Genomic DNA, 24320 nt, shown 5'->3' with positions numbered 1-24320 from the left:
CAGCCTCAATTAAAATTAAAACGATTCTCTGCAAGTCGATACAGAGGGCGCCATATCAAATGATTAAAGGCCAGTACATACAGGCACATCATTGACGTCCCCAGTGCGATTCGGGGAAAATCGCCGCCAATTGTACTGGCGTGAATATACTCACCAAGGCCGGTTGCTTTTAAGGTAGTGCTTCCCCAACTTACCCATTCAGCAACAATACTGGCGTTCCAGGCACCGCCGGCAGCGGTTATCGCACCAGTGATATAAAAAGGGAAAATGCCAGGAAGGGCAAGGCGCTTCCACCAAATCCAGCCTTTTAAGCCAAAATTATCAGCCGCGAGATATAAATCCCGTGGAATGGTTGATGCGCCGGCAATCACATTAAACAGAATATACCACTGTGTACCCAAAATCATGAGCGGGGTCACCCAAATTTCCACATTAAGCTGAAAGCGGACAATGGCTATCACAAATAAGGGATAGAACAGGTTGGCAGGAAAAGCCGCTGCGAACTGGATAATCGGTTGAATTTTCTGCGCAATCCGCGGCCTTAATCCAACCCAGACACCTACTGGAATCCATATCAGAGAGCTGATAAGAATAAGGATGATAACGCGTGCACCCGTCGCGGCTCCCAAAAGAAAAGCATGTGCAATATCCTGCAGCCGCAGCTTGGTCAGAATAAACTCAAGCAACATCCAGCTGCAGACAAAAATGATGAGCAGCACCGTCACATTCCACAGCCAGTCCAGTTTTTTTTGCCGCCTGGGATTAATATCCTTCACAACGGCAGGTCCGCGGTTGCTTAACCAGCGCGCATTGACAAAGCGCTCCTTCAAGGCCGAAAGCGGCTTTGCCATGCGCTTGATGAGTTTACTGCTGCGAATTAAGTCAATCAGCCAGGATTGGTACTCCTCCTCATCCGGGGATTGCTCAACCTTGAATTTTTCAGACCAGGCAATTAATGGCCGGAATAAAATCTGGTCATAGAGAAAAATCACAATCACCATGGTTAAAATCGCATAACCGACTGCCGCCAGATTCTGCTGTTCAATGGCCAGCGCGATATACGACCCTACTCCAGGCAACAGGATATCCTGATGCGCCACCGAGATGGCTTCCGATAAAACCACAAAAAACCAGCTGGCCGACATGGACATCATCATGTTCCACAAGAGACCCGACATGGAAAATGGCACCTCGACCTTCCAGAACCGTTGCCAGGAAGATAGCTGGAACATGGCGGCCGCTTCCTTCAGGTCATGCGGCACTGTTTTTAGTGATTGATAAAATCCAAAGGTGATATTCCATACCTGGGCGGTGAAAATCACAAAAATAGAGGCACACTCAGGCCCGAGTAAGCTGTTGGGGAATAAATGGATAAAACCGGTAACCGTGATGGACAGAAAACTTAATACCGGAACAGACTGCAAAATATCAATTGCTGGAACAATGACTTGTTCCGCCCTTCTATTTTTGGCAGCCGCCGCCCCCACCACAAAGGTAAAAAGAATTGACAAGCCAAGCGCTATAAACATGCGCAACACTGTACGCAATGCATAAAAGGGCAGATGGGAGGGGGCCAGCGAAATCGGTAAGGGATCGCCCAATTGATAAGGAACAGCCATTTGCTGGCCGGCCCAGCCCAAGAAAAATAACAGCGAAAAGGTCAGGATTAATAACAGTAAATCCCAGCGATTAACGAAGCGACCAACATTTTCGCGGTTGGCAAAGTAGAATCGGTTATTGCGCACCAAGCCACCCCTCTCATCAGTTTTATTACGCATACGGAATCTCGTTCATGGTCTTAGCGAATTCCACTTCAACCTATGTTCCGCACAGGCAAATCCATCCGATGGTCAAGCCATCATAAGTATGACGAGTCAGGATTTTTTACTAATCCTGTCCGCATTGAAAATGCAATTTTTGTACAAGCTTGAATTGTCTCCAAGCTATACTTACAAATCTGAATAACAAGATTTAATTTTATTGAATGAATCAGATTAAATTCAACGCCAGCTTCTCTTTTCTGCGATTAATCATACAGTAAGCGCAGGAGAAGCCTAGGGTATCATAAATACAGGCTATCCGAAACCGTAAAAAAAGCTGATTTTTTAAAAAAGAAATGAACTTTTTCGAGTTTGCAGCGTCTAACTAAGTGAGCAACATAAAATTGCTCCGCTGCATCTTCCCTCTTGGATGCCGCGCGTATCCTGTCAGTTCCTTATAAAGGCCATTATGGGATACTATTTAGCCCGGCCCCAGGCCGGGTTTTTTTATGCAGCCATCTGCTGAAAACAGAATTGTCAATTTCAGGCATTCCGTTACACTAGTGGTAAGATCCGCGTTCCCGGTTGCATGTAACCGGACTAATCGTAAAAGGAGTTGCTATGAGAGCCAAAACCTGTCTTATCTCTTTTTTATTATGCTGGTCAGTCCTTTGCCAGGCAGCGGAAGATGATACCCAACAAGCGGTTTGGGCTAACGAGGCGATTATCGCCACTTATAGCTTCAACTATCAGAACTTTATCGAGCGGCAGAAACAAATCGCCAAATATTTCACATCCAATGGCTGGATTGCCTATAGCACGGCTCTGAATGAATCAAAACTCCCGGATGCGGTAAAAACGAATGCCTATTACGTCAGTGCTGTCGCCACCCTTCCCCCAACGATTACTGCCTCCGGCGAGGGGCATTGGCAGGCCAGTATGCCAATCCTGGTGCTTTATAAAAATCCCCAGTATCAGCAAAAACAAAACTTAAATGTAACTATCACCTTTGAACAAGCCCCTGCAGGCCAGGGAGTGCGGGGCTTTGCTATTACAAGCCTCACCTCTAAAGTGATTGAACCGCCCTGCGAATGCCAGAGCAAACCGGAACATCAGGGGCAGGACAATAAATAATTGTCGCCGCTATCCAAAGTAACGGAATAAAACGCTAGCCAAATGAATCACTAAAAATACACTCAGGAACAACAGAATAACGGTTAGTTTTAAAGGCACCCGGGTATCCAGAACCGACTGCCCCGGGCTGTCCGGATTATAGAAAACCGTAATGGCCTCCCCTTTCTCGTAAGCGACTGCAATCTGATAGGCTATACGCCGCGCATAGGCCGATTTGGGGGAGCGGAAACGCTGCTCAACAAACAGTCTGTTATTCGAGTAGCTGACGCCGTCTACCTGGTAGGTGTACTGGATATCCGCCCAGAGAAAATGGTTTCTCTTAATCCAGGAGAATTCACTGATATGGCCATCTACCCAAGGCCAGGTCTGCAGCCATTTGAATTGTGCGCGATATTTCAAGAAGTATCCCAGCATAAATAACAGGACTATCATCCAAATCAGATCGATAAAACCTTGCCAGGCCACTGTCAAACTCCTTATCCTACAGTTATTACTAGACCTTAAAATGCAGCCGGGTTAACAGGTAAACACCTGCTATGGCAAAAGCCAATAGAATTATGGGCATCATGGTTTGCAGCGGCGCAAGCGCGATTGCAGTAATCAGACACCATAAACTAAGCCCTGCAATGGATGAAACCAATGATGCGCCTGGACGGGTAACTTTGTGTGCAAGTTTTATTTTGTCAGCGAAAACCATCATAATCCTCATCAGCAGCGAAACACCCGTTATGCAAAGCAATACGCAAATAAATCGTACAAACCAGACTACGGCCGGGCTCCTTTCTCTTGCATCATCAACAAGGCTATGCTGTGATACTTCTCCCGATGCAACCAGGAGGATTGAATCCCCTGCAGGCGCCTGATAGGCCTGTAACGTATTCCCATTCTGCTGTGCGATAATACTTATTTTTTGTGGAAAAACAGCTGTAACCCTGATTCGCAGATCCCCGACCTGCGGGGCTTTGGGATTTGCACCCAGATAAATTTCATTCCCCACTAGCGCAGCTTGCTTGCCGGTTTTAGTCTGCAGCGATTGCAAATCGACTTTAGAGAGATCGACTTTGGCCGCATCGGGTATGGCATCAATGACTGTGCTTGGAAGCACGAAATCGCCTAATGCAGCATCTTCTGCATATTGATACAAAGACTCTATCGGCAGCGAAGCAGGGTTAGGGTGGGAATTGGGATCCAGGAAACTGCTGCTAGGAATTAACTTTTCACGCCAGCCAGTGTAATAATGGTAATGCGGTTTTGCCTTATCATTGTCAATCTCTTCCAACCACTCATAAACCAGAACCTGGCGTTTTAAGGCAAGTGCACTGACAGTAATGTTTAATTGCAGGTCACTAAGAGAGCGATTAGTTAATGCTTCGCCCGTTAGATAGACAACACTTTGGTTATTATCATTATTTACAGGTTTGTCAGGCACTGCTATAACCAACGATTCCGTCTGTTCAAGAGAACTGTCATAGCGGTACCCGGTTTTTTCATTCCAGAAGATCAGATAACTGGCTAAACCGAGGCACACAAATCCACCTGCCAGGCAGGCCAAGGTATCTTTTAACCGACTTCCCCAGGATTGAGCGGGTAAATCCTGAACCATTCTTGCAAGCTCCTTTTTATCCTTTCCTATAATGTTGGCATGCCATTGAAACCACAGCAAGTCTAGATGCTATATTCTTTAATAGAGGCCGCTTGTTTCACCTGGTACATAAACTTAATTAGACTTGTCCTCATGACGTAAGCGAGTATAATCAAACCCACACCTGCGAGTTAAAGGATTAGAAATGGTAGCGAAAACACCCCTTCACGCTTTGCATCTTGAATTGGGTGCGAAAATGGTCAATTTTCATGATTGGGAAATGCCTTTGCATTATGGTTCGCAATTGGAAGAGCATCATGCCGTACGCAAAGAGGCAGGTATTTTTGATGTCTCACACATGACGGTAGTGGATATCCTGGGAGCAGGAGGCCGTCAATTTCTCCGCAAACTGCTCACCAATGACGTCGATCAACTGGCCCACACCGGCCGCGCCCTTTATAGCTGTATGTGCAACGAGCACGGTGGCATTATTGATGATCTCATCGTTTATCAACGCGCTTCCGATAATTATCGGGTAGTGCTTAACTCAGCCACCCGGGAACATGATCTAGCCTGGATCCGCGAGAAAAGTGCCGGTTTTTCCATCGGCCTGCAAGAAAGGACTGAACTCTCCATGATTGCAGTACAGGGCCCGCAAGCGCTGAAAAAAACGATGTCCATACTGACTCCTGCCCAGGCAGATGCTATTTCGACTTTGACTTCCTTCGAATGTGTCGATGTGAATGAATGCTTTTTCGCCCGCACGGGCTACACCGGCGAGGAAGGCCTGGAAATAATTCTGCCCGCTGAAGATGCCCGAACCCTGTGGAAATCGCTGATCGCAGTTGGCGTAAAGCCCTGCGGCCTTGCTGCACGAGACACATTAAGACTGGAAGCGGGCATGCTGCTGTATGGCCAGGACATGGATGAAACGACAACGCCGCTTGAATCCGGTCTGGGATGGACCGTGAAATGGCAGCCTGAAGATCGCGACTTTATCGGCATGGGGGCTCTGACATTCCAGAAACAGCAAACGGTCAAACGCAAAATGGTTGGCCTGATCCTCGAAGACAAAGGGATTATGCGTTCGGGGTACCGCGTTGTGGTCCCCGGCGAGAATGACGGCGTAATTACCAGCGGTACCTATTCCCCTACTCTTGAAAAATCGATTGCTTTGGCCAGGGTACCTGCGGCCACGGGAGATGCGGTTGAAGTGGAAATCAGGGGCAAACTGCTAAAAGCAAAGGTGGTAAAACCACGCTTTGTTAAAAATGGCCTTCCCATTTAACATTTTTGCAAAATTGAAGTCTTACAACATTAATAAAAGGATATCGTGATGGCTGATATTAAATTTACTTGCACACATGAATGGTTGCAATTAGAAGAAGATGAATGTGTCATTGGTATTACCGATCACGCCCAGCAACTATTGGGTGATATGGTTTTTGTCGAGTTGCCCGAAGAAGGGGATGAGGTTTCCGCTGGAGATGAAATCGGTGTAGTGGAATCAGTCAAAGCGGCCTCTGATTTCTATGCCCCTGTGAGCGGCGTTGTTGTCGCTGTTAATCATCAAGTCACCGAAAACCCCGCGATTGTAAATGCCGACCCCTATGGCGCTGGTTGGCTTGTGCGAATAAAAGCGAGTAACCCAGAAGAATTCAACGGGCTTCTAAATAAAGCCGAATACGAGCAAGAGATTGCTGAGGATCACTAATTATGCCTTACATTCCTCATACTGAAGAAGATATACAAGCCATGCTCACGGAGATTGGCGCAAGCCAGACTCAGGAGTTGTTTGACGAAATCCCCAGGGAGTTGCTGTATCACGAACTGAAAAATCTTCCAGCGGGCATCAGTGAAATGGCAATGCTTAAAAAAGCACAGCATATGGCCAACCTGAATGATAATGGAATTTGCTTTATCGGTGCGGGCAGTTACGAACATCATATTCCGGCAGCAGTATGGGATATTGCATCGCGCGGAGAGTTCCTGACCGCTTACACCCCCTATCAGGCTGAAGCCAGCCAGGGTACGCTTCAACTGCTTTACGAATTCCAGACAATGATTGCGGAACTCACCGGCATGGAAGTAGCCAACGCCTCCATGTATGATGGAGCCACTGCTTTGGCAGAGGCGGTTTTAATGGCTGTGCGTATTAAAAAGCATAAACAGACCAGCCGCATATTAATCGCTGGAAGCGTTCACCCCTTTTATCGCCAAACGCTGGAAACGATTGTATGCAATCAGCACATCGAAGTCATTACTCTACCGCTTGACATGCAGCAGGGCATAACGCCCCTTTCTGCCCTTGAGAAATATAGCGGTCAGGAAATTACCGCACTGGTTATCCCACAGCCTAATTTTTTTGGCTGTCTTGAAGAAGTAGACGCCATGACCGACTGGGCAGCTGCTAATAAAGTGATCAGTATTGCCTCTGTTAACCCGGTTTCTCTAGGCCTCCTCAAGCCGCCAGGCCAGTGGGGAAGCGAGGGAGTCGATATTGCTTGCGGCGAAGGCCAGCCCTTAGGTTGCCCGATGGCTTCCGGCGGTCCTTATTTTGGATTTTTCAGCACCCGCATGGAGCATGTCCGACAGATGCCTGGGCGTATCATAGGACGAACGCTGGATAGGGATGGTAAAACAGGCTTTACGCTGACTTTGCAGGCAAGGGAGCAGCATATCCGCAGGGAAAAGGCCACTTCAAATATATGCACTAACCAGGGCCTGCTGGTAACCGCAGCAACGATTCATCTTAGTTTGCTGGGTACGGAAGGCCTGCGACAGGTTGCTGCCCATTGCCATGATAATACACAGAAGCTTGTTCAGGGTTTAAGTGGAATAACAGGGGTCAGAACTGCATTTACCGCCCCCTTCTTCCACGAGTGCCTCCTGCAGCTCGAGCAGCCAGTTGATAAAGTTCTCGATAGTTTGCACCAAGCGGGAATAGCTGGCGGTTATCCGGTTGAAACCCATTATCCGGCTTTGAAGAACAGTCTTCTGGTCTGTGCAACCGAGATGCGTTCAATGGAAGAAATTAATCACTTCATTAGCACAATGAAATGTATTTTGTCTAAGTGAGGAAGTAATGATTATCATTCAATTAACCTATAAAACGCCGATTAGTGAAGTGGATAAATACCTTCAGGCGCATCGTGAGTTTCTCGATTATTACTATAAGCAGGGGCTGCTGGTCGCTTCCGGGCCGCTCAAGCCGCGTACTGGCGGTATCATTATTGCCGCGACGACGGATAGAAATTATCTTGAATCGGTGATGAAAAAGGATCCCTATTACATGGCGGAAATTGCAGACTATACCTATATCGAATTCACACCGGTAAAACATTGTGCTGCATTGAAAGATTTGATACAGAATTCGGAGGGAAAACTATGTTAATTTATGAACGCTCACAAGCCAGGCGCCGAGCATCAGCCCAGTTCCCTTCGGATAATCCGCAGACTTCAGGCATTCCGGCAAAATTCCTGCGGGAGAAGCCAGCTCGCTTGCCGGCTTGTTCAGAATTGCAGGTGATACGTCATTATACCCGCTTGTCACAAAATAACTTCTCCATTGATACCAACCTGTATCCTCTGGGCTCCTGTACAATGAAATATAATCCAAGAGGAGTTCACAAAGCCGCATCTATCGGCGGTTTTATAAACAGGCATCCTTTATCCGGCGAAGCACATAGCCAGGGATTCCTGCAGGCGATGTACGAACTGCAATCCTATCTGGCGGAAATAACCGGCATGGCTGGCGTTTCCCTGACCCCAATGGCAGGCTCACAAGGCGAGTTTGCCGGCGTGGCCATGATTAAAGCCTATCATCAATCGCGCGGGGACAGCGCCAGGACTGAGATGCTGATTCCAGATGCAGCACATGGTACTAATCCCGCTTCTGCGGTGATGTGCGGATTTAAAGTTATTGAGATTAGCACAGCCCGTGATGGGGATATCGATCTGGAGGAGTTGCGCAGCAAGGTCGGGCCTAGAACAGCCGGTATTATGCTGACCAATCCATCCACCCTCGGTTTGTTCATGCGGCAGATTAAGGAAATTGCAGCAATTGTTCATCAGGCAGGGGGACTGCTTTATTATGATGGCGCCAACTTAAATGCTATTTTGGGACGCGTAAGGCCGGGTGATATGGGCTTTGATGTGATGCATTTGAATCTTCACAAAACTTTCGCCACTCCTCATGGCGGGGGCGGGCCTGGCTCTGGGCCGGTTGCGGTGAACAAAAGGCTTTTACCTTATATGCCAATGCCTGTGGTGGTAAAATCAGACGAAAAATACCGTTGGGCAACGAGGGATGATTATCCGCAAAGCATTGGCCGTCTATCCTGCTTCATGGGAAATGCCGGCATTCTTTTACGCGCCTATTTTTACATTTGCGTACTGGGCAGAGAAGGGCTTTTAAGAGTATCGGAATTTGCAACACTTAACGCGAACTATCTGCTTGCTGCTCTAAAAAAAGCGGGCTTCCATCCTGCCTATCCGGAAAGGCGAGCCAGTCATGAATTCATTCTGACGCTTAGCCAGGAAAAGAAAGACTATGGGGTAACCGCGATGGATCTGGCAAAACGCCTGCTCGATTATGGCTTCCATGCGCCGACGACCTATTTCCCCCTGCTGGTCCCAGAGTGTTTACTGATTGAACCTACAGAAACGGAATGCAAGGAGGAACTGGATGGTCTGGCAGCTGCATTACATGCAATTCGTGACGAAGCCAAGAAAAATCCAGAGCTCTTGAAGGGTGCACCGTACAATTTACCTGTCAAACGATTAGATGATGTACGTGCTGCCAGAGAACTTGATTTGAATTATTTCAAATACAATGATTGAATAATTTTTCTATAGCCTTGATGCGCCGGGTCCATCAAGGCTACGCTTCTTTTTAATTGACCTTAACTAATTGTTTTTAAACAAAAGAAAATACTTTTCGACTGCGATAAAATGAGTTATAACAGAATGGGTAGTATTCATTGCCGCAAGCTGGTTATTCCCGGATAGAATTTCCAATGCAAAGAGTCTGGCATTAATCTACCTTGTGTTCTGTAACAGGGATTGGCAGAGCATGTTTTTATGGGGCCATTGTCTTAAAGAGATAATAGCTCTAATTAAATAGAAATTTCATGGAGTGAAAAATGAACAGTAAAGTATTTTCACAACGGTTCAATTCGGAACTATCCTTATTAGGTTTTCCTGAAGAGCTGGCGGAAAAAATTAAAGCAGTCTCAAAAGTATTTGGTGTTACCCGCCATTTGGCCAATGCGATGATTTTTGGCCATCTTTTGCCTTCCAGTGAACAATTGGATAAAATTGCACAAATTCTAGAAATTTGTCCTCAGTGGTTAAGCGGGGCAACTGATAGAAAAAAACCTTATCCAGCAAAGAAAGAAGTTGAGACTGCATAGGTTATAATTCAATATTAGTTGACTGGTGCCGTGTCACGGGATTTAAAACAGGTTTTATCAGATGGAATGCCTTAGTTATTGTGTAGCCAATAGTATTGATTTATCGCGTCTGGATCATTATTTTAAAACAAGCGTCCAGGGTTACTCGGCAGTCAAATCCCGTGATGTGCTAAAATTGACACCCTTTGCGGGCAGTCAGTATGTCATTTTTATTTTTAAAAATGGAACAGTAGTTTCCTGGGGCATCAAACGGCATCAGATTGACAATTATATTCAATTATTCAAACTGTACGCGGAAAAGCCAGTCCCTTTTTTGGTACGGGATGAGTTTAGCTATCGTATTAATGATAAAATTGCTATTGAACCGCACGACTATTTCGATGTGGATTGCATTAGTATTGATGACAACAGTGATGATTTAAAATTAAGTCTCTCCTATGGTTTTTCCCAATCAGTAAAGCTGCAATACTTTGAAACCAAAATAGATTCACTGATTGAAAAGTACAACCCGCTGATCCAGCTTTTGTCACATAAGGGGCATATGCCGATCAGCCGCAATCAGATACGTCAGGTAATCGGCGAAATTCTCGGCGCCAAGAGTGAGATGAATTTAGTCAGTAATTTCCTTTATCATCCCAAATATTTCTGGCAGCACCCCACATTGGAAGAGTATTACACAATGCTGGAGCGTTATTTACACATTCCTCGCCGCGTGAACGCGCTGAATCACCGCCTGGATACTTTAAACGAGATTTTCGACATGTTTAATAGCTATCTTGAAAACCGCCATTCACACAGCCTTGAAATAATAATCATTGTTTTGATTACCATTGAAATTATCTTCGGCGTATTAAATATTCATTTCTAAATTTACTCGTTGCAAAATTCTCTGAATTCGATAGCATTGTGTTTTCCATTATGTACACTAACATGGATAACATTCAGCCGCAGTTGAGCCATTCTTCTCGTTTCTCCACTGAAATTCTGGCAGGCATAACCAGTTTTTTGACCATGGTTTATATCGTTTTCGTCAATCCGGTGATTCTCCATGATGCAGGAATGGATCAGGGTTCAGTATTTACTGCAACCTGCCTGGTTACCGCATTTACAACCCTGCTCACAGGCCTGATCGCCAATGCGCCCATTGGTGTAGCACCGGGAATGGCCCTCAATATCTATTTTTCATACAGTGTCGTTTTAGGCATGGGCATTCCCTGGCAACAGGCTTTAGCGATGGTTTTTGTATCCGGATCCCTGTTTCTCTTACTAAGCCTGACCCCGTTAAGAAAAAGACTGGTTGATTCGATTCCTGACAATTTGCAGTTGGCCATTCTGATTGGCATTAGCTTTTTAATTGCATTGATTGCCTTGCAGTCTAATCAGATCATTATCAGTAATGCGCATACTCTCCTGCAAATGGGTAATCTGGCAAGGCCTGAAGCGGGTCTCTTTTTTCTTGGCTTTATCATGATCCTTATCTTCGATTATTTCAAAATTTCCGGGGCGATTATTCTGAGTATCTTATCGATCAGCCTCATTTCACTAGCGACAGGACTGGTTAGCTGGCAAGGTATTTTTGCATTGCCTCCTTCCATGGCCCCCACATTTTTAAAACTAGACTTTTCCTCTTTCACCAGTTCAACGACTTTAAAGGCTACTTTTACTTTTTTTCTAATTGCCTTGTTTGATGCGACCGGAACCCTGATTGGCCTGTTGAATCAATCCTTGTTCAGGGATCAAGAGGATAACCAGCAGCGGATTGCCAATAGCTTGTCAGCCGATGCAGCAGGTTCAATGCTGGCAGGATTATTAGGCTCGGCCAGTACTTCACCGTTTATTGAGTCGGCTTCGGGAATTGAAGCAGGCGGTCGAACTGGTTTAACTGCCGTAGTAATCGCCGCAGGCTTTCTGCTCATGCTGTTTTTCTTCCCCTTGGCAAAAATGATCCCCGTCTATGCAGTGGGCCCGGCGCTGTTATATGTCGCCTGCTGCATGATGAAACACATGGTGGATTTAAAACTTAGCGATATGACGGAAATCGCTCCCTGCATGCTCACTATTATTATGATTCCACTGACCTCATCCATTGCGGACGGGATTGGTGTTGGGATCATTTTGTATACCTTGCTGAAGTTGCTTTCCAGACAAAGGGTCAAGCCCTTTCTGATTGTATTAAGCCTGACTTTTGCCGTTTTTTTCCTGCTGAGTTAATTTTGCTGGGCTTCACAGCCCAGCCTACGATACCTAATCACCCTTTTTTCTCTTAATTAAATCATAAAAATGCAGGGCTAATTTACGCGCTTCATCATGGTTAACAATCGGAGCCGGATAGCCCGATTTATTCACTGAAGCCTGCCAGGGCCTATGAATCTGCGAAGCGGAGAGTTTACGCAGCTCTGGAATCCAGGTTTTAATATATTCCCCCTGGGGATCAAACTTCTCACTTTGCAAAATGGGGTTAAAAATTCGAAAATACGGGGCAGCGTCCGCGCCGCTTCCCGCAACCCATTGCCAGCTGGCGGAATTATTAGCCAAATCGGCATCCAGCAGCGTATCTTCAAACCAGGCAGCGCCTTTTCGCCAGTCGATCAGCAAGTGTTTTACCAGAAATGAAGCTACTACCATCCTGACTCGATTATGCATATAACCCGTATGCCAAAGCTCCCTCATCCCGGCATCCACCAGAGGATATCCCGTCTGGCCTTGCTGCCAGGCTTTTAGTAAAGAGGGCTCGCTCTGCCAGGGAAAATGATCAAAGGCAGACTGGAAATTTTTTTCTGCAAGTTTTGGGAAATGATAGAGCAGATGATAGGAGAATTCACGCCATCCCAGTTCGGCAAGAAATTGACTGACCGCCGCGGAAGGCAGGGCCTGTGCCTGTTGTAGCTCAAGCACTTGATTATAGACTGTCACTGGACTGATTTCGCCAAAATGCAAATGCGGCGACAATCGCGAGGTTCCCTTTAGGGCAGGGTAATCTCTATTTTCTTTATAGGATGTGATCGCTTCTTCCAGAAAATTATCGAGGCGGGCAAGCGCTGCCTCCTCACCGGGCTGCCAGTGATCGGCAAAGCCAGCGGCCCAATTGGGTTTTTCAGGAAGTAAATGCCAATCCTCAATTGATTCTGAGACGGTTTCAGGACAACCCGGGAGCTTTGTGCTTAATGAGCAGTTCGCCAGGGAAAGATGCTTCTGACATTGCTTCCAAAAAGCAGTAAACACCTTAAAGTATCCACCCTGGCTGGTTTGCAGCTCCCAGGGCTCTACTAATAAACTCCCATTCGTGGAGCAAACTCTGATGCCTCTATTTTTCAAGGCGGTTTTAATGGCTTGATCACGCTCAATGGCAGCCGGCTCATAACAGCGGTTCCAATAGACTGCATCGACCTGATGCTGATCAATTAATTCCAGCAACACATCCAGTGCCTTGCCAGTCCTTAAACATAATTTCAAATGCCTTTTATCAAGCGATTTTTGATGAGCGGATAAGCTATGATACAGCCACCAGTTTTGTGCACTGCCAATTACTGCAGATGCGGCAGGGTCTCTGATATATAAAGGTATCACACGCTGATGTTCGCAGGCGCTTACAAAAGCAGGGTTATTCTCCAGGCGTAAATCCGCTCTAAACCACATAATTGCCGTTGTCATGATTCTCCTGTTTTATCGTGGCTGGATATTTTAATTATCTTGCCCTACGCTTTTTAATAGCGATGTTTTTTATAAATAATATTCTGGATGCTGCGATAAAAAGTGTCTACCCATTATTGCTGAAGCAAGAGAAAAACAATGAACAAATTAATTGGCCTTGTTTTCTTGTCAGGTTGCAGCCTTTCTGTTTTTGGAAAAACTGCCGAGGCGATCTTCGCTGGTGGTTGTTTTTGGTTTATGGAAGCTGATTTCTATAAACAAAAGGGAGTATTGGCCACCATAACCGGTTTTGACGGCGGCACAACCCCTGATCCCACTTATGAGGAAGTGACCGCAGGCCACACCAACTACACCGAAGCAGTACGTATTATCTATAATCCGGCGCAGATAAGTTATAAACAACTGCTAGACTATTTTTGGCATCATATCGATCCCACTACTGAGGATGCCCAATTTTGCGAGAGCGGACGCCAATATCGCGCAGCCATTTTTTATCTTAATGAGAACCAAAAACGCATCGCCCTGGAAAGTAAGAAATCGATAGAAAAAAAATTTCCAAAAATCTACACTGAAATACTGCCGTCCACTACCTTCTACGCTGCCGACGATGATCATCAGAATTACTCACAGAAAAACCCGTTGCGATACCGGTATTACCGCTTCCGCTGCGGACGCGACAGCCGGCTTGAAGCCATTTGGGGCAAACCCTGATTTCAATTACTCCCTCAATCCGGCATGATTGTTAATCGAGCACCCAATATGAAAAAAGAGATCTTATGAAAAAGAACAAACCCGGTTCCTCCATTCGCGATTTTTTCAAAAAATTGGGACCTGGCGTCATTACCGGGGCAAGCGATGACGACCCCTCTGGTATTGCCACTTATTCTCAGGCAGGTGCTCAATTCGGATTAAGTACCTTATGGACGGCATTGTTTACTTTCCCGCTTATGATGGTCATCCAGGAGATGTGTGCAAGAATTGGGAAAGTGACCAGCAAAGGGCTGGCTACTAATATTAAAGAGCAATATCCCCGCTGGCTTTTGTACTGCATCATCTTTCTAAACGTACCGGCAATTGTTTTAAATATCAGTGCCGATATTGCTGGAATGGGAGCGGTTAGCCACCTGGTGGTTCCCTGGATCCCCTCAGCCGTTTTTTCAATCCTGTTTACAGTTCTTCTCGCCTTGGGAATTATTTTTTTCTCCTATCAAAAAATTGTCGCCGTATTAAAATATTTATGCTTATCCCTTTTCCTGTATTTAATTATCCCATTTCTTGTTAAACCCGATGCCTGGCAGATCCTTAGCCACACTTTTATCCCGCATATTCAATTTAACAAACAGTATCTAGGCATCCTGGTCGCTATTCTGGGAACAACGATTTCACCTTATCTGTTTTTTTGGCAGGCCACCATGGAAGCAGAGGAAAACCGCAGAAAAAGGACGCCCGCTTTCATCACCCGCACCTCCCTCCTTGATATGAGTAAAGATGTCGGTATTGGCATGTTCAGCTCAAATCTGGTGATGTATTTTATAATTCTGACTACCGGTACCGTATTGTATAAAGCAGGCATTACCGATATACAAACCGTTGAACAGGCTGCCAAAGCACTAGAACCCTTAGCCGGCAAACTTTCTTATCTGCTTTTTGCCTTAGGTATTCTGGGTACTGGCTTCCTGGCAATTCCCGTATTAAGCGGTTGTATTTCTTACATGCTATCGACTCTTTTTGAATGGAAGAACGGTCTGGATAAACCTTTTTCTTCAGCAAGAGGTTTTTATCTGATAATACTTATCTCCCTAATCATCGCTTTACTTATAAATTTCATTGGCCTCAACCCCATTGAGGCGCTGTTAATGACCGCTATCCTGTATGGGGTGACTGCGCCAGTCCTTATTCTTATCATCTTGCATATCGCCAATAACAAAAAAATTATGGGACGGCATACCAATGGCTGGAAGACAAATATCATTGGCATTTTAGCTTTTCTGCTCATGACTATTGCCGCTTTATTACTGATTTATCTGGAGTAGGATTAGTTCAACACTATACAATAGCATGCCAGCGAAGTCCGGAACTTTATGGTTAAATACCATTGTCTGGATGGTGTAAATACAGTTTTTGCGCTCGCACTAATGATGTTGGCGGAAAAAGCCCATCACAATGCAAATTATGGTTTACCTGGATTGAGCTCTGGCTCCCCATTGATCGAAACAGTCACTGATCTAAGCGAAGCCAGGGAATTTGCTGTGCAATTATTATCTCATATTCCTTTATGGAAGAAAGTGATTCAGGAGAACAAGTCATTAGTGCCGGATGCAGTAAAATTTGCTTTGGCAACCGCAGATGAAATGAACGAACTGGCAAGAAATTATTCAGGGTTGTTTGCCGGGTATTTGCAAGCCGGGGAAGACAGCCGTATAAATTGTCTGCAGCCAGCCGCATCCTGATGAAAAAGTCAGAGAAAAAAATGCCATATTTAGCACCATTTTTTAGCGGCAGCGCTTATAATTTATAAATTAGATCTGATGACGGAGTTCCGTATGCTTCTCAGAACACATCAGTTGACCGACATGCAAATGGACGCCTTAACTGAGCTTAAAAATAAATGCAAGGCCATAGATGGCGGGCTTCCAAGTTTATACCCGCATATTCTGAGACTAAAACGGGAAACGGCTAATAACCTTTTGTACTATCAAGACAACCAGCTTGTGGCATTTCTGAGCGTCTATTTCTTTTATGAAGATGCCTGTGAAATAAGCATTCTGGTTGATCCGGACACTCGCCGCTTAGGCCTGGCAAGTAAGCTCCTCTTCAACATATTCCCGCTGGTGCAGTCTAAAAAAATGAATCGCCTAATCTTTTCAATGGCGCATCAGCTGAATGACCACTGGCTCGCCCCCCTGGGGTTCATCTATCAGCAAAGCGATTATCACATGCTTCGCCAAAGCTATGAGCCTATCCTCGAAAATCACTCCAGCCTCTCTTTTCGAAAAGCAACTTTTGATGACTCAGGCCTATTATGTGAAATTGATAATGCAGCATTCAAAAATGAGGTGGTAAGCAATATCGAGCGTTTCACTCAAATCATGGAAGATCCAAACTACAGCATCTATCTGGCCATCAAAGGGGAGGAAGCCGTAGGTAAAGCCCATATTCACTGGCAGCATGATAAAGCCACCTTTTCTGACATCGCAATTCTGCCCGAATTTCAGGGACAGGGATTTGGCAGCACCTTACTGGCTTATTGCATTAATAAGGCTTTAATGCAGGAAACTTATAAACTGGCGCTGGATGTCGAAACCACCAATCAGAATGCCTTAAATCTCTATTTGAGGCATGATTTTAAAATAGCCAGCGTACATGATTATTGGATAATTGATGTCGAAAATGCACACAAGATATTGGAAAAAGGTCATTTCTCTGATGATTCCTGCTGAATTCGTGAATTCAGCTTGACAGGTTTTCAGCTGCCACTTTAGTATTGCATTTTACGCTTATGGATAGCGCCTAAGGGTGTGGCATGAAAAAACGTGTGGTTATTACGGGGATGGATATCGTCTCCTCAATTGGTTGTGGTTTAGAAGCTTTTTGGGAAGCTGCTGTGGCTGGCCAGTGTGGTATTAGACGTATTCAACAGTACGATCCCAGTCCCTACCCAACCCAGATTGGGGGAGAGATTACTCAATTGTCACTAGACCACCTGCCTGAGTTTGATAAAAGCAAACGCTATCCGCGTGCTGCTCAGTATGCATTGTATTGCGCCCATCATGCCATTGAACGAGCTGGATTAAGCCCCAGAGAGTTGTCTTTGGCCGGTACATTTATAGGCACCAGCGTTGGGGGTACACCTGAGCTGGAGGGAGCTTATGAAGCATTCTTTAAAGAGAGCTGGCGAAAGATCCCTGCACTGAGCGTTATTCGCGGCATGCCCAATTCTGTGGCCAACTTTATCGCAATTGCCTTTGGTCTTGGCGGACCTAACTCTACTATTTCCAATGCCTGCGTCTCCTCTGCAGAAGCAATCGGCACCGCTTATCAGCAAATTGCGCATGGCCGCCTGGCGGTCGCCTTATGCGGCGGTACCGAATCCCTGTTATGGGAATCCATAATGGCAGCCTGGTGCAAGCTGAGGGTAATGTCTACTCAAAATGAACAGCCTCACTTATCCTGCCGCCCTTTCGACAGAAATCGGGATGGCATGGTTATGGCTGACGGCGCAGGTTTACTGGTTCTTGAGGAATTGCAGCATGCCAAAGCCCGCGGCGCGACCATTTATGCTGAAATCATAGGCTTTGGCGCCAGTTGCGATGCCTACCATGTGACCGCTCCCAATAGTAAAGGACAGGTTCGCGCCATTGAATCAGCGCTGGCCGATGCCCGCTTGTCTTTAGGCGATGTACAGTATATTAATGCCCATGGCACTGGAACGCAGTTAAATGATTTGACCGAAACAGAAACCATTAAAACTATATTTGGCGACAGGGCCTATGAAATCCCGATCACTGCACAAAAAGCGATGACAGGCCATGCAATAGGCGCTGCAGGGGCGATGGAAATCATTGCGACGACTTTAAGCTTGCAACATGACATTCTTTTACCCACAATCAATCTGCATAATCCCGACCCCGCCTGCGATCTGGATTATGTAGCCAATCAGGCTCGCCACAAACGAATTGATATCGCACTCTCCAATCATTTTGCCTTTGGCGGAGCCAACGCCGCGTTATTACTGAGAAGAGCATATTAAATGTAGGCTGAGCTGTTAAGCCCAGCAACCTAGAAACGTTTATCAATTAAGCGTATATGCTTTGCCTTATTGAGAGTAGTTAACTGAAGACATTACCCCCGGATATACTAGGACAAAATGCTCCCCATCGCTTACAAAGGACGTATAATGAAAAGAAAAAATAATAAGGGACGATGTTTTCGTTTTTGGCTTTTGAATGCTGCAGGACTACTGCTCAATAGCCTGGTTTATGCTGGAGCTCCACTCTGGACCTATTCAGCACCCAACCCCGCCAGTGTGGCGGTGGCAGCTGGCGAAACTGCAACGGTTTCTTATGTAGTCACGAATAACTCAGTGAAAAGCAAAAATTTAATCCTGCAAGCAACAGCTGGAGTCAGTGCGTCACCCTGTTATTTGGCAGGAAAGGGAAGTACCTGTACTTTAATCTTAACAATTAATGGCAGTGCAATTCCTCAACAAGGACTTCATAGCGGTCCTGTTTTATGCGAGCAAGGCAATCCCAACCAATGTTACCAACCCGCTTTAGACAAACAATTAAATGTCAATAAAGCATCAAATGGCGGCACAGGTCATTTACTATTAACGCAATCTGGCTTGCCAGTAAGCAGCTTATCCCTTCATTCTGGCGATAGTGGTACATTGCTGCTCACCAATACAGGAGCAGGCAGTGTTTCTTTATTGACTATTCAACTCCCTTTTGGCTGGAATGATTATTTTACCTCGAATTGCCTGACAGTATTAGAACCCCGGCAAAGCTGTACTATTAATTACCTTATTCCATTACCCTCTGCCACAGGTATATTAAATCCGTTGAGCATTCAGGCAATTAACGCCGATAACAGCATTCGGGTTCCTGTTAGCATCCAAACCATAGGTGCTATCAATTGCTGGGGACTCAATTCAAATGGACAGCTAGGTAATGGTATTTTCAGCCCCTCTATCAACCTTCCAGTTTCAGTGCTTGGAATTAGTGATGCAATAGCCATTACTGGAGGAGTCTTTCATACCTGCGCCTTGCTTGATAATGGTGCAGTCAACTGTTGGGGAGCTAATACTTTTGGCCAGCTGGGGGATGACAGCAACACCAACCGCAACACCCCGGTTGCAGTGATTGGAATTAATAATTCCATAGCTGTTACCGCGGGATCCGAGTTTAGTTGCGCCTTGCTGGTTAACGGCACAATCAACTGCTGGGGAAATAATTTTTATAGCCAGCTGGGGGATGGCAGCAACATTAGCCGTAAAGTCCCCGTCGCAGTGAATGGAATCAGTAACGCCATCGCTATTACCGGAGGAATATCTCACACCTGCGCCTTGCTCGCTAATGGCACCATCAACTGCTGGGGACGTAACAATGAGGGCCAGCTGGGGAATGGTAACAACATCAACAGTACTATCCCGGTTGCGGTGAGTGGAATAAATAATGCTGTGGCGATTACTGCAGGAAGCTATAACACTTGCGCCTTGCTCGCTAATGGCACAATCAACTGCTGGGGATATAACTTAGATGGCGAACTGGGGAATGGTACTACAACCAGTACTAACAGCCCGGTAGCTGTTAGCGGAATCAATAATGCTGTGGCGATTACCGCAGGAACCTTTCACACCTGCGCCTTGCTCGCTACTGGCACAATCAACTGCTGGGGACGTAACCTTGAGGGCCAACTGGGTAATGGTAACAATACCGGCAGCGACACCCCGGTTGCAGTAAGCGGGATTACTAATGCCATAGCAATTACTGGAGGAATCGCTCAAACCTGTACCCTGCTCGCTAATGGTGAAGTCAACTGCTGGGGGGATAATTCCCAGGGCCAGCTGGGCATTGGCAATAACATGGACAGCAATATTCCTGTACAGACCTGTGCGGAGTCAGGATGCCCCACGCCTTTAAATGCATTAGCTATTTTTAACCATAGCCTGGGATATCACTCCTGTGCGATTGTCCCTGCGCCTTAAGACCCATAGCTATCTACACAGCCCCTACGCCCTGCGGCTTGTCCGCAGGGTCCACTGTTTCTATGAATCATCTGGATCCCTCGGACATAGCCGAGGCAAGTCGAAGCTATGAGGCGCACATTTGTGCGCCTTAATCAAACTAACTGACTGACACCGTGGTAACTATGGAGAAATTAATTCTGCCCTCCAGGCATCCTCTATTCTGGTATAACGAATCACCTCAGAAAAAGAGATAGAGCCGACCGTGTAGAAAACCCATGTTTTCGGGATAAAGCGAAAGCCGAAGTAATGGTCGCTCCTAGGAATAGGAAGACCTTCAAATTGAGCATTCAATTCTTTTTTTCTGATTTCCAACTGGTCCAGATCTTTAATGGCAAGGCCGGAAGTGGGCGCATAGGCGGAGAATCTCAATTGGCGCTCACGAGGAAGAGTTACCCAGAAAGCCTCATTCTCTTCTGCGGATATGGGTATTGCTGCTCCTTCCAAAATAACTTGTCGGCTCTGCTTTGCAAATAAAAAATTCAAGCAGGATTTAGGGTTATTTAACAATTCAGCAACCTTGCGTGTTTTTTGCTGCGTAAAAAATAAAAGACTCTCTGACTCAATTTCACGAATGGCAACCACGCGGCTATGAGGTTCACCAGAACTACTGCAAGTGCTTAACACAGCACAGGCAGGATCCTCAATTCCGAGTTCTTTTTCCTTGTTCAACCAGTCTTTGAGTATATTAAAAGGCACCCGATGCTCCTGTAAAATGTATAAAGTTTATCTTAAAGACAGTCTCATTGAAAATGTTGATTAATTAAACAACTGACTATATTATTACCACTTTTTTGTATAGTCCAATTCGCATGAGAAAAATAGCTAGATTCGTTTCAGCCATTATTGTTCTTGTATTGTTTGCTGCAATCATTCTTTACTACCCACAACTTTACTATTTCGATTATAATCTCAAATATAAAAATTTTATTTTGTATTCGGATAAACGCATTCCCAGGGAAGCGGACAGCTTGCTTGACAAAGTGGATTTGAAAATCAAGCGATCTCCGTTGTACAATCAAGAAGCTACATTCAAGATTTTTCTTCGAAGTAATTATAATATTCACAATATAATGCCTTATCAGTTTGCCGCTCAACCATTTGCCATAACAAGACCCCTGATAAGGAACATTTTTATTTCCAAGGGTGATATTAGGTCGAACTTAAGTTTTAAACCGTCAGGAGCGAGCAGAGCCTTAGATCAAATAATCACCCATGAAATTGTTCATGTTCTGATTGAAAATAAAATTCCATTTACTGCAAGAGCGGATGAATCAAATTGGTCCCCTATGGGATTTCTTTGGAAAGAAGAAGGTTACGCCGATTACATTGCAGGAAACCCAACCATGAGTCTCGATAAAGGAATAGCTATTCTATCAGGCAAGAACAGTCAATATGATCGTTATGAGTTTGAATATTTCAAATATTGGTTTGCTGTCAAATACCTTATTGAATGCGAGAAACTGGATATTGATGTTCTTTTGCAAGCCCCAATCTCCTTAAATGACTCCTTGGCGAAAGCGTTGAAAGTTTGGCAAGAGCCACAGTGACGCTAGGCATTCTTATGTTTATCCCTATGTAGATTAACCTCAAATAAACCGCCCAGTCCATGCTTGCCACCAAACTCCGTTACCCCATAAAGGCTGTTACCGGCAAGACAGAGGCCTGAACCTGGATTGATTGGCTGAGCGTTTGATGCCGAAAAGACATGCAATATTTCAAAGCCCGATCGAGGCTCCCCAATATCGAACTTAAAAACGGTTCCGAAATTGGATTTGGTCGAGCCGAAATAATTGGTGGATCCAAAAAGGGTTTTACCATCCGGGGAAAGAATCAGTGCCTGCGGATGAATCCCGTCATGGACAGTGAACTCGTGCAACACGGAAGAGGGATAGGATGGATCGGCTAAATCGATGCTGAAAATGATCCCGGCGTTGTTCCAGTGACTCGTTTTGTAGGCAATTCCATAAATGGCCTTTGCTTTTTCATTGAGGACTATTTTCTCCGGAATGCCACCACTTCTTGATTCCGCCTCATTATAACAATCAAAGGAATGCAGAAGCTGAAACTTTGGCTCACTGGAATCCACATTCTCAATCTTGAACAGGGTTCCGCATTTTTTACTGCCGCCCAGACTGGTTATACCATATAAAATATGTCCGTCTTCACTTAATGCCAGACTTGCAGCCGGGGCTGAACCATTTTCATCTTCCTGGCCATTAAATGCATGAATCACTTCATAATTGTTGTGCAGGGGATTGCCGAGGTTAATCCGGTATATCAGGCCCGAGGTAGAACGCGGCTCATTGCCGACGCCTCCGGACTCAGCCGCGCCATAAAGAAAGCGCTCATCCGGGCTTAGCACTACACCGCCTTTCAAATCATAGCCTTCGGCATAACGCGTTTCCATATCCGCCTCATGAAGGATCTGAAAAAAGCGGCCATCAATGCTCATTTTAAAAACATCACCCTGGAGGAAACCATTCCGCACCCCATAAAGAAACTCTTGACGCCGGTCGAGGCTCAACTCCCCGCTAAAGCTAAGGCGGGCTCCGTCCCGCTGCTTTCCGGCCTCCTGCAAAATACCCAGTTCTTCATCCGCCGAGTTGAGCTTGAATTGATAAATAAAAGAATCCGTATGGCCGTATAAAACCCCTTCCCTGCTAATCAGCAGCGCATTCTGAGCTGCACTGCCAAGGTAATAATCAAACGAATAGAGGACTGAAAAGGGGTACTCCTGGCTTATTGCATTACTCCAGTGCAACTGCAAAAAAAAGCTGGCTAACAGTGCGGTGATACATCTCATAACAATTCCTGGCACGCAGAAAAGAACGTAAGAGATGGATCCTAAACATTTTTTTTCTCAAGATATAGATCGGGAACAATATTTCTGTAAGATCGTTATGAACCAGCGGACAAGAGACACTGCCATGCGGCGAATTCTTGGATTCATTTTGTTATTAAGCCACTTTTCCTTATCAGCGATGCAAATAAATACTTATCTTAAGTTTGATAGCCCTCAACTGACCGACCAGGTCAGGCAATTTAATACCTATCTTGAAAAGCAGGGGGTTTTTGCACGATATCATGTAAAACCTTTTCTGGAACAGCATCCTTTACATATTACCCTGTATATGACTGAATATCCGGCTGATCAGATCGAAGCAATCAGACAACGTGTCGCTGAGCTGGCCAGAGAGAATCCTGCTCCCACAATGAAGACGGGCTCTATTGTATTGGGCGGCGGCAATTATGTAATGCTGGACATCGCCCACCAGCCAGAAAAGGCGGGAAACTCTGCTCTCCAGAACTTGAGTGATCATCTGGTCCTGCAACTCCAGCCACTGCGAGATTTGAATGCCAGCATGCCCAGCTGGGCTGCTAATATGCCAGTTAAGGCAAAAGCATTTCGCATCTATGGAAGTCCCAGTGTTTTTTTTGAATATGAACCCCATTTCAGTCTGATAGCAAAGAAGTTTTCAAATAATCAGGAGGAAAAGCGTTTTCGCCTGGAAATGGAAAAATGGATTCAGTCCTACTCATTTCCAGCCATCCCTTTGCAGGCTACTGCTATTGCGATCGGGAAAGTAAACTCCTTTGGGCAGATTACGGAAGAATTGGCAAGTTATCCCTTTGCAGCAAGCTCGCTTTTTGCTAGAGGGCTTTCCCCGAAAACACCAGGACAGGCCTGAATAGAAGACGTCGGCCATGGCTAAGCATGGACCCCGCGGTCGAAGCCGCGGGGATTCGAGGGGGTCGAAGCCGCGGGGATTCGAGGGGGTCGAAGCCGCGGGATTCGAGGGGGTCGAAGCCGCGGGATTCGAGGGGGTCGAAGCCGCGGGATTCGAGGGGGTCGAAGCCGCGGGATTCGAGGGGGTCGAAGCCGCGGGATTCGAGGGGGTCGAAGCTGCGGGATTCGAGGGAGTCGAAGCTGCGAGATTCGAGGGAGTCGGTGCTGCGGGGATTCAGTGATTCCTCGAATCCCGCTTACGAATGAGAAATAAAGCTATCGAATCCCCGCGGCTTCGACCGCG

At 45.8% G+C, this 24320-nt stretch carries 23 protein-coding genes; 17 read left to right on the top strand and 6 right to left on the bottom strand.

All coding sequences use genetic code 11. The annotated features are described in order from the left end of the window. Positions 1–5: 5 nt before the first annotated feature. Positions 6–1745 carry an ABC transporter permease gene (locus DYH42_RS00965; protein ID WP_058523096.1) on the bottom strand — a complete coding sequence of 580 codons (1740 nt, stop codon included), beginning with the start codon at positions 1743–1745 and terminating at the stop codon, positions 6–8. A 636-nt stretch (positions 1746–2381) separates the two neighbouring features. On the opposite strand from DYH42_RS00965, the gene DYH42_RS00960 reads away from it, so the two are divergent. Then, a complete protein-coding gene (locus DYH42_RS00960; protein ID WP_058523071.1) occupies positions 2382–2894 on the top strand; it encodes a DotI/IcmL family type IV secretion protein in 513 nt (170 codons plus the stop codon). A 9-nt stretch (positions 2895–2903) separates the two neighbouring features. Here the strand turns inward: DYH42_RS00960 and DYH42_RS00955 are convergent, their stop codons facing one another. Next, entirely contained in the window at positions 2904–3359 is a 456-nt protein-coding gene (locus DYH42_RS00955; RefSeq protein ID WP_058523072.1) for a DUF3592 domain-containing protein, read from the bottom strand. A gap of 28 nt (positions 3360–3387) precedes the next feature. Beyond that, entirely contained in the window at positions 3388–4497 is a 1110-nt protein-coding gene (locus tag DYH42_RS00950; protein WP_058523073.1) for a TMEM43 family protein, read from the bottom strand. 184 nt (positions 4498–4681) lie between these two features. Here DYH42_RS00950 and gcvT point away from each other — a divergent pair, with 184 nt between their 5' ends. The 8 genes from gcvT to DYH42_RS00910 all read left to right on the top strand — a co-directional run bounded on the left by gcvT (position 4682) and on the right by DYH42_RS00910 (position 12101). After that, positions 4682–5764: a glycine cleavage system aminomethyltransferase GcvT gene (gcvT, locus tag DYH42_RS00945; protein ID WP_058523074.1), complete on the top strand. Its 1083-nt coding sequence runs from the start codon at positions 4682–4684 to the stop codon at positions 5762–5764. 48 nt (positions 5765–5812) lie between these two features. Next, complete coding sequence (gene gcvH / locus DYH42_RS00940) at positions 5813–6190, top strand: glycine cleavage system protein GcvH (RefSeq protein WP_058523075.1); 378 nt, start codon at positions 5813–5815, stop codon at positions 6188–6190. A gap of 2 nt (positions 6191–6192) precedes the next feature. Continuing rightward, complete coding sequence (gcvPA, locus tag DYH42_RS00935) at positions 6193–7554, top strand: aminomethyl-transferring glycine dehydrogenase subunit GcvPA (RefSeq protein WP_058523076.1); 1362 nt, start codon at positions 6193–6195, stop codon at positions 7552–7554. Positions 7555–7561: 7 nt separating this feature from the next. Next, entirely contained in the window at positions 7562–7870 is a 309-nt protein-coding gene (locus tag DYH42_RS00930; RefSeq protein ID WP_058523077.1) for a YciI family protein, read from the top strand. Further along, positions 7864–9318 carry an aminomethyl-transferring glycine dehydrogenase subunit GcvPB gene (gene gcvPB / locus DYH42_RS00925; protein ID WP_058523078.1) on the top strand — a complete coding sequence of 485 codons (1455 nt, stop codon included), beginning with the start codon at positions 7864–7866 and terminating at the stop codon, positions 9316–9318. The genes DYH42_RS00930 and gcvPB overlap by 7 nt, the downstream gene beginning before the upstream one ends. A gap of 302 nt (positions 9319–9620) precedes the next feature. Continuing rightward, on the top strand, positions 9621–9890 hold the full coding sequence (locus tag DYH42_RS00920) for a hypothetical protein (RefSeq protein ID WP_058523079.1): 270 nt from the start codon (positions 9621–9623) through the stop codon (positions 9888–9890). Between the two features lie 61 nt (positions 9891–9951). Further along, positions 9952–10758, top strand: coding sequence for an RMD1 family protein (locus DYH42_RS00915; protein WP_058523080.1), 807 nt, complete (start codon positions 9952–9954; stop codon positions 10756–10758). A 62-nt stretch (positions 10759–10820) separates the two neighbouring features. Beyond that, a complete protein-coding gene (locus DYH42_RS00910; protein ID WP_058523081.1) occupies positions 10821–12101 on the top strand; it encodes an NCS2 family permease in 1281 nt (426 codons plus the stop codon). 33 nt (positions 12102–12134) lie between these two features. Here DYH42_RS00910 and DYH42_RS00905 read toward each other — a convergent pair whose 3' ends face one another. Continuing rightward, complete coding sequence (locus DYH42_RS00905) at positions 12135–13541, bottom strand: cryptochrome/photolyase family protein (RefSeq protein WP_058523082.1); 1407 nt, start codon at positions 13539–13541, stop codon at positions 12135–12137. 138 nt (positions 13542–13679) lie between these two features. Here DYH42_RS00905 and msrA point away from each other — a divergent pair, with 138 nt between their 5' ends. The 6 genes from msrA to DYH42_RS00875 all read left to right on the top strand — a co-directional run bounded on the left by msrA (position 13680) and on the right by DYH42_RS00875 (position 20247). Continuing rightward, entirely contained in the window at positions 13680–14252 is a 573-nt protein-coding gene (gene msrA / locus DYH42_RS00900; protein ID WP_058523083.1) for a peptide-methionine (S)-S-oxide reductase MsrA, read from the top strand. A gap of 65 nt (positions 14253–14317) precedes the next feature. Then, the gene (locus DYH42_RS00895) at positions 14318–15574 is read left to right on the top strand and encodes an NRAMP family divalent metal transporter (RefSeq protein WP_058523084.1); all 1257 of its coding nucleotides are present in this window, start codon (positions 14318–14320) and stop codon (positions 15572–15574) included. A gap of 48 nt (positions 15575–15622) precedes the next feature. Then, positions 15623–15991, top strand: a complete 369-nt coding sequence (locus tag DYH42_RS00890) for a hypothetical protein (protein ID WP_058523085.1) — start codon at positions 15623–15625, stop codon at positions 15989–15991. Between the two features lie 93 nt (positions 15992–16084). Beyond that, on the top strand, positions 16085–16981 hold the full coding sequence (locus DYH42_RS00885) for a GNAT family N-acetyltransferase (RefSeq protein ID WP_058523086.1): 897 nt from the start codon (positions 16085–16087) through the stop codon (positions 16979–16981). An 83-nt stretch (positions 16982–17064) separates the two neighbouring features. Beyond that, the gene (locus tag DYH42_RS00880) at positions 17065–18291 is read left to right on the top strand and encodes a beta-ketoacyl-[acyl-carrier-protein] synthase family protein (RefSeq protein WP_058523087.1); all 1227 of its coding nucleotides are present in this window, start codon (positions 17065–17067) and stop codon (positions 18289–18291) included. Positions 18292–18438: 147 nt separating this feature from the next. Then, positions 18439–20247 carry an RCC1 domain-containing protein gene (locus tag DYH42_RS00875; RefSeq protein WP_058523088.1) on the top strand — a complete coding sequence of 603 codons (1809 nt, stop codon included), beginning with the start codon at positions 18439–18441 and terminating at the stop codon, positions 20245–20247. Positions 20248–20409: 162 nt separating this feature from the next. Here the strand turns inward: DYH42_RS00875 and DYH42_RS00870 are convergent, their stop codons facing one another. Then, a complete protein-coding gene (locus DYH42_RS00870) occupies positions 20410–20985 on the bottom strand; it encodes a pyridoxine/pyridoxamine 5'-phosphate oxidase (RefSeq protein WP_058523089.1) in 576 nt (191 codons plus the stop codon). A gap of 113 nt (positions 20986–21098) precedes the next feature. Between DYH42_RS00870 and DYH42_RS00865 the strand changes: the two genes are divergently transcribed. Then, a complete protein-coding gene (locus DYH42_RS00865) occupies positions 21099–21836 on the top strand; it encodes a hypothetical protein (RefSeq protein WP_058523090.1) in 738 nt (245 codons plus the stop codon). A 2-nt stretch (positions 21837–21838) separates the two neighbouring features. Here the strand turns inward: DYH42_RS00865 and DYH42_RS00860 are convergent, their stop codons facing one another. Beyond that, positions 21839–23092, bottom strand: a complete 1254-nt coding sequence (locus DYH42_RS00860; RefSeq protein ID WP_058523091.1) for a YncE family protein — start codon at positions 23090–23092, stop codon at positions 21839–21841. Positions 23093–23126: 34 nt separating this feature from the next. On the opposite strand from DYH42_RS00860, the gene DYH42_RS00855 reads away from it, so the two are divergent. Further along, positions 23127–23978 carry a 2'-5' RNA ligase family protein gene (locus DYH42_RS00855; RefSeq protein ID WP_058523092.1) on the top strand — a complete coding sequence of 284 codons (852 nt, stop codon included), beginning with the start codon at positions 23127–23129 and terminating at the stop codon, positions 23976–23978. Positions 23979–24320 lie beyond the last annotated feature (342 nt).

The organism is Legionella birminghamensis (genome assembly GCF_900452515.1).
Classification (GTDB): Bacteria; Pseudomonadota; Gammaproteobacteria; order Legionellales; family Legionellaceae; genus Legionella_C; species Legionella_C birminghamensis.
Note: the sequence above shows the minus strand (reverse complement) of the source record. Positions and strands in the feature narration are given on the sequence as shown.

What these genes read in the sequence shown, in the direction of transcription:
- DYH42_RS00960 (WP_058523071.1), top strand. Translation starts at nt 2,382, where the DNA reads ATGAGAGCCAAAACCTGTCTTATCTCTTTTTTATTATGCTGGTCAGTC.
- DYH42_RS00950 (WP_058523073.1), bottom strand. Translation starts at nt 4,497, where the DNA reads ATGGTTCAGGATTTACCCGCTCAATCCTGGGGAAGTCGGTTAAAAGAT.
- gcvT (WP_058523074.1), top strand. Translation starts at nt 4,682, where the DNA reads ATGGTAGCGAAAACACCCCTTCACGCTTTGCATCTTGAATTGGGTGCG.
- gcvH (WP_058523075.1), top strand. Translation starts at nt 5,813, where the DNA reads ATGGCTGATATTAAATTTACTTGCACACATGAATGGTTGCAATTAGAA.
- gcvPA (WP_058523076.1), top strand. Translation starts at nt 6,193, where the DNA reads ATGCCTTACATTCCTCATACTGAAGAAGATATACAAGCCATGCTCACG.
- DYH42_RS00930 (WP_058523077.1), top strand. Translation starts at nt 7,562, where the DNA reads ATGATTATCATTCAATTAACCTATAAAACGCCGATTAGTGAAGTGGAT.
- gcvPB (WP_058523078.1), top strand. Translation starts at nt 7,864, where the DNA reads ATGTTAATTTATGAACGCTCACAAGCCAGGCGCCGAGCATCAGCCCAG.
- DYH42_RS00920 (WP_058523079.1), top strand. Translation starts at nt 9,621, where the DNA reads ATGAACAGTAAAGTATTTTCACAACGGTTCAATTCGGAACTATCCTTA.
- DYH42_RS00915 (WP_058523080.1), top strand. Translation starts at nt 9,952, where the DNA reads ATGGAATGCCTTAGTTATTGTGTAGCCAATAGTATTGATTTATCGCGT.
- DYH42_RS00910 (WP_058523081.1), top strand. Translation starts at nt 10,821, where the DNA reads ATGGATAACATTCAGCCGCAGTTGAGCCATTCTTCTCGTTTCTCCACT.
- DYH42_RS00905 (WP_058523082.1), bottom strand. Translation starts at nt 13,541, where the DNA reads ATGACAACGGCAATTATGTGGTTTAGAGCGGATTTACGCCTGGAGAAT.
- msrA (WP_058523083.1), top strand. Translation starts at nt 13,680, where the DNA reads ATGAACAAATTAATTGGCCTTGTTTTCTTGTCAGGTTGCAGCCTTTCT.
- DYH42_RS00895 (WP_058523084.1), top strand. Translation starts at nt 14,318, where the DNA reads ATGAAAAAGAACAAACCCGGTTCCTCCATTCGCGATTTTTTCAAAAAA.
- DYH42_RS00890 (WP_058523085.1), top strand. Translation starts at nt 15,623, where the DNA reads ATGGTTAAATACCATTGTCTGGATGGTGTAAATACAGTTTTTGCGCTC.
- DYH42_RS00885 (WP_058523086.1), top strand. Translation starts at nt 16,085, where the DNA reads ATGCTTCTCAGAACACATCAGTTGACCGACATGCAAATGGACGCCTTA.
- DYH42_RS00880 (WP_058523087.1), top strand. Translation starts at nt 17,065, where the DNA reads ATGAAAAAACGTGTGGTTATTACGGGGATGGATATCGTCTCCTCAATT.
- DYH42_RS00875 (WP_058523088.1), top strand. Translation starts at nt 18,439, where the DNA reads ATGAAAAGAAAAAATAATAAGGGACGATGTTTTCGTTTTTGGCTTTTG.
- DYH42_RS00865 (WP_058523090.1), top strand. Translation starts at nt 21,099, where the DNA reads ATGAGAAAAATAGCTAGATTCGTTTCAGCCATTATTGTTCTTGTATTG.
- DYH42_RS00860 (WP_058523091.1), bottom strand. Translation starts at nt 23,092, where the DNA reads ATGAGATGTATCACCGCACTGTTAGCCAGCTTTTTTTTGCAGTTGCAC.
- DYH42_RS00855 (WP_058523092.1), top strand. Translation starts at nt 23,127, where the DNA reads ATGGATCCTAAACATTTTTTTTCTCAAGATATAGATCGGGAACAATAT.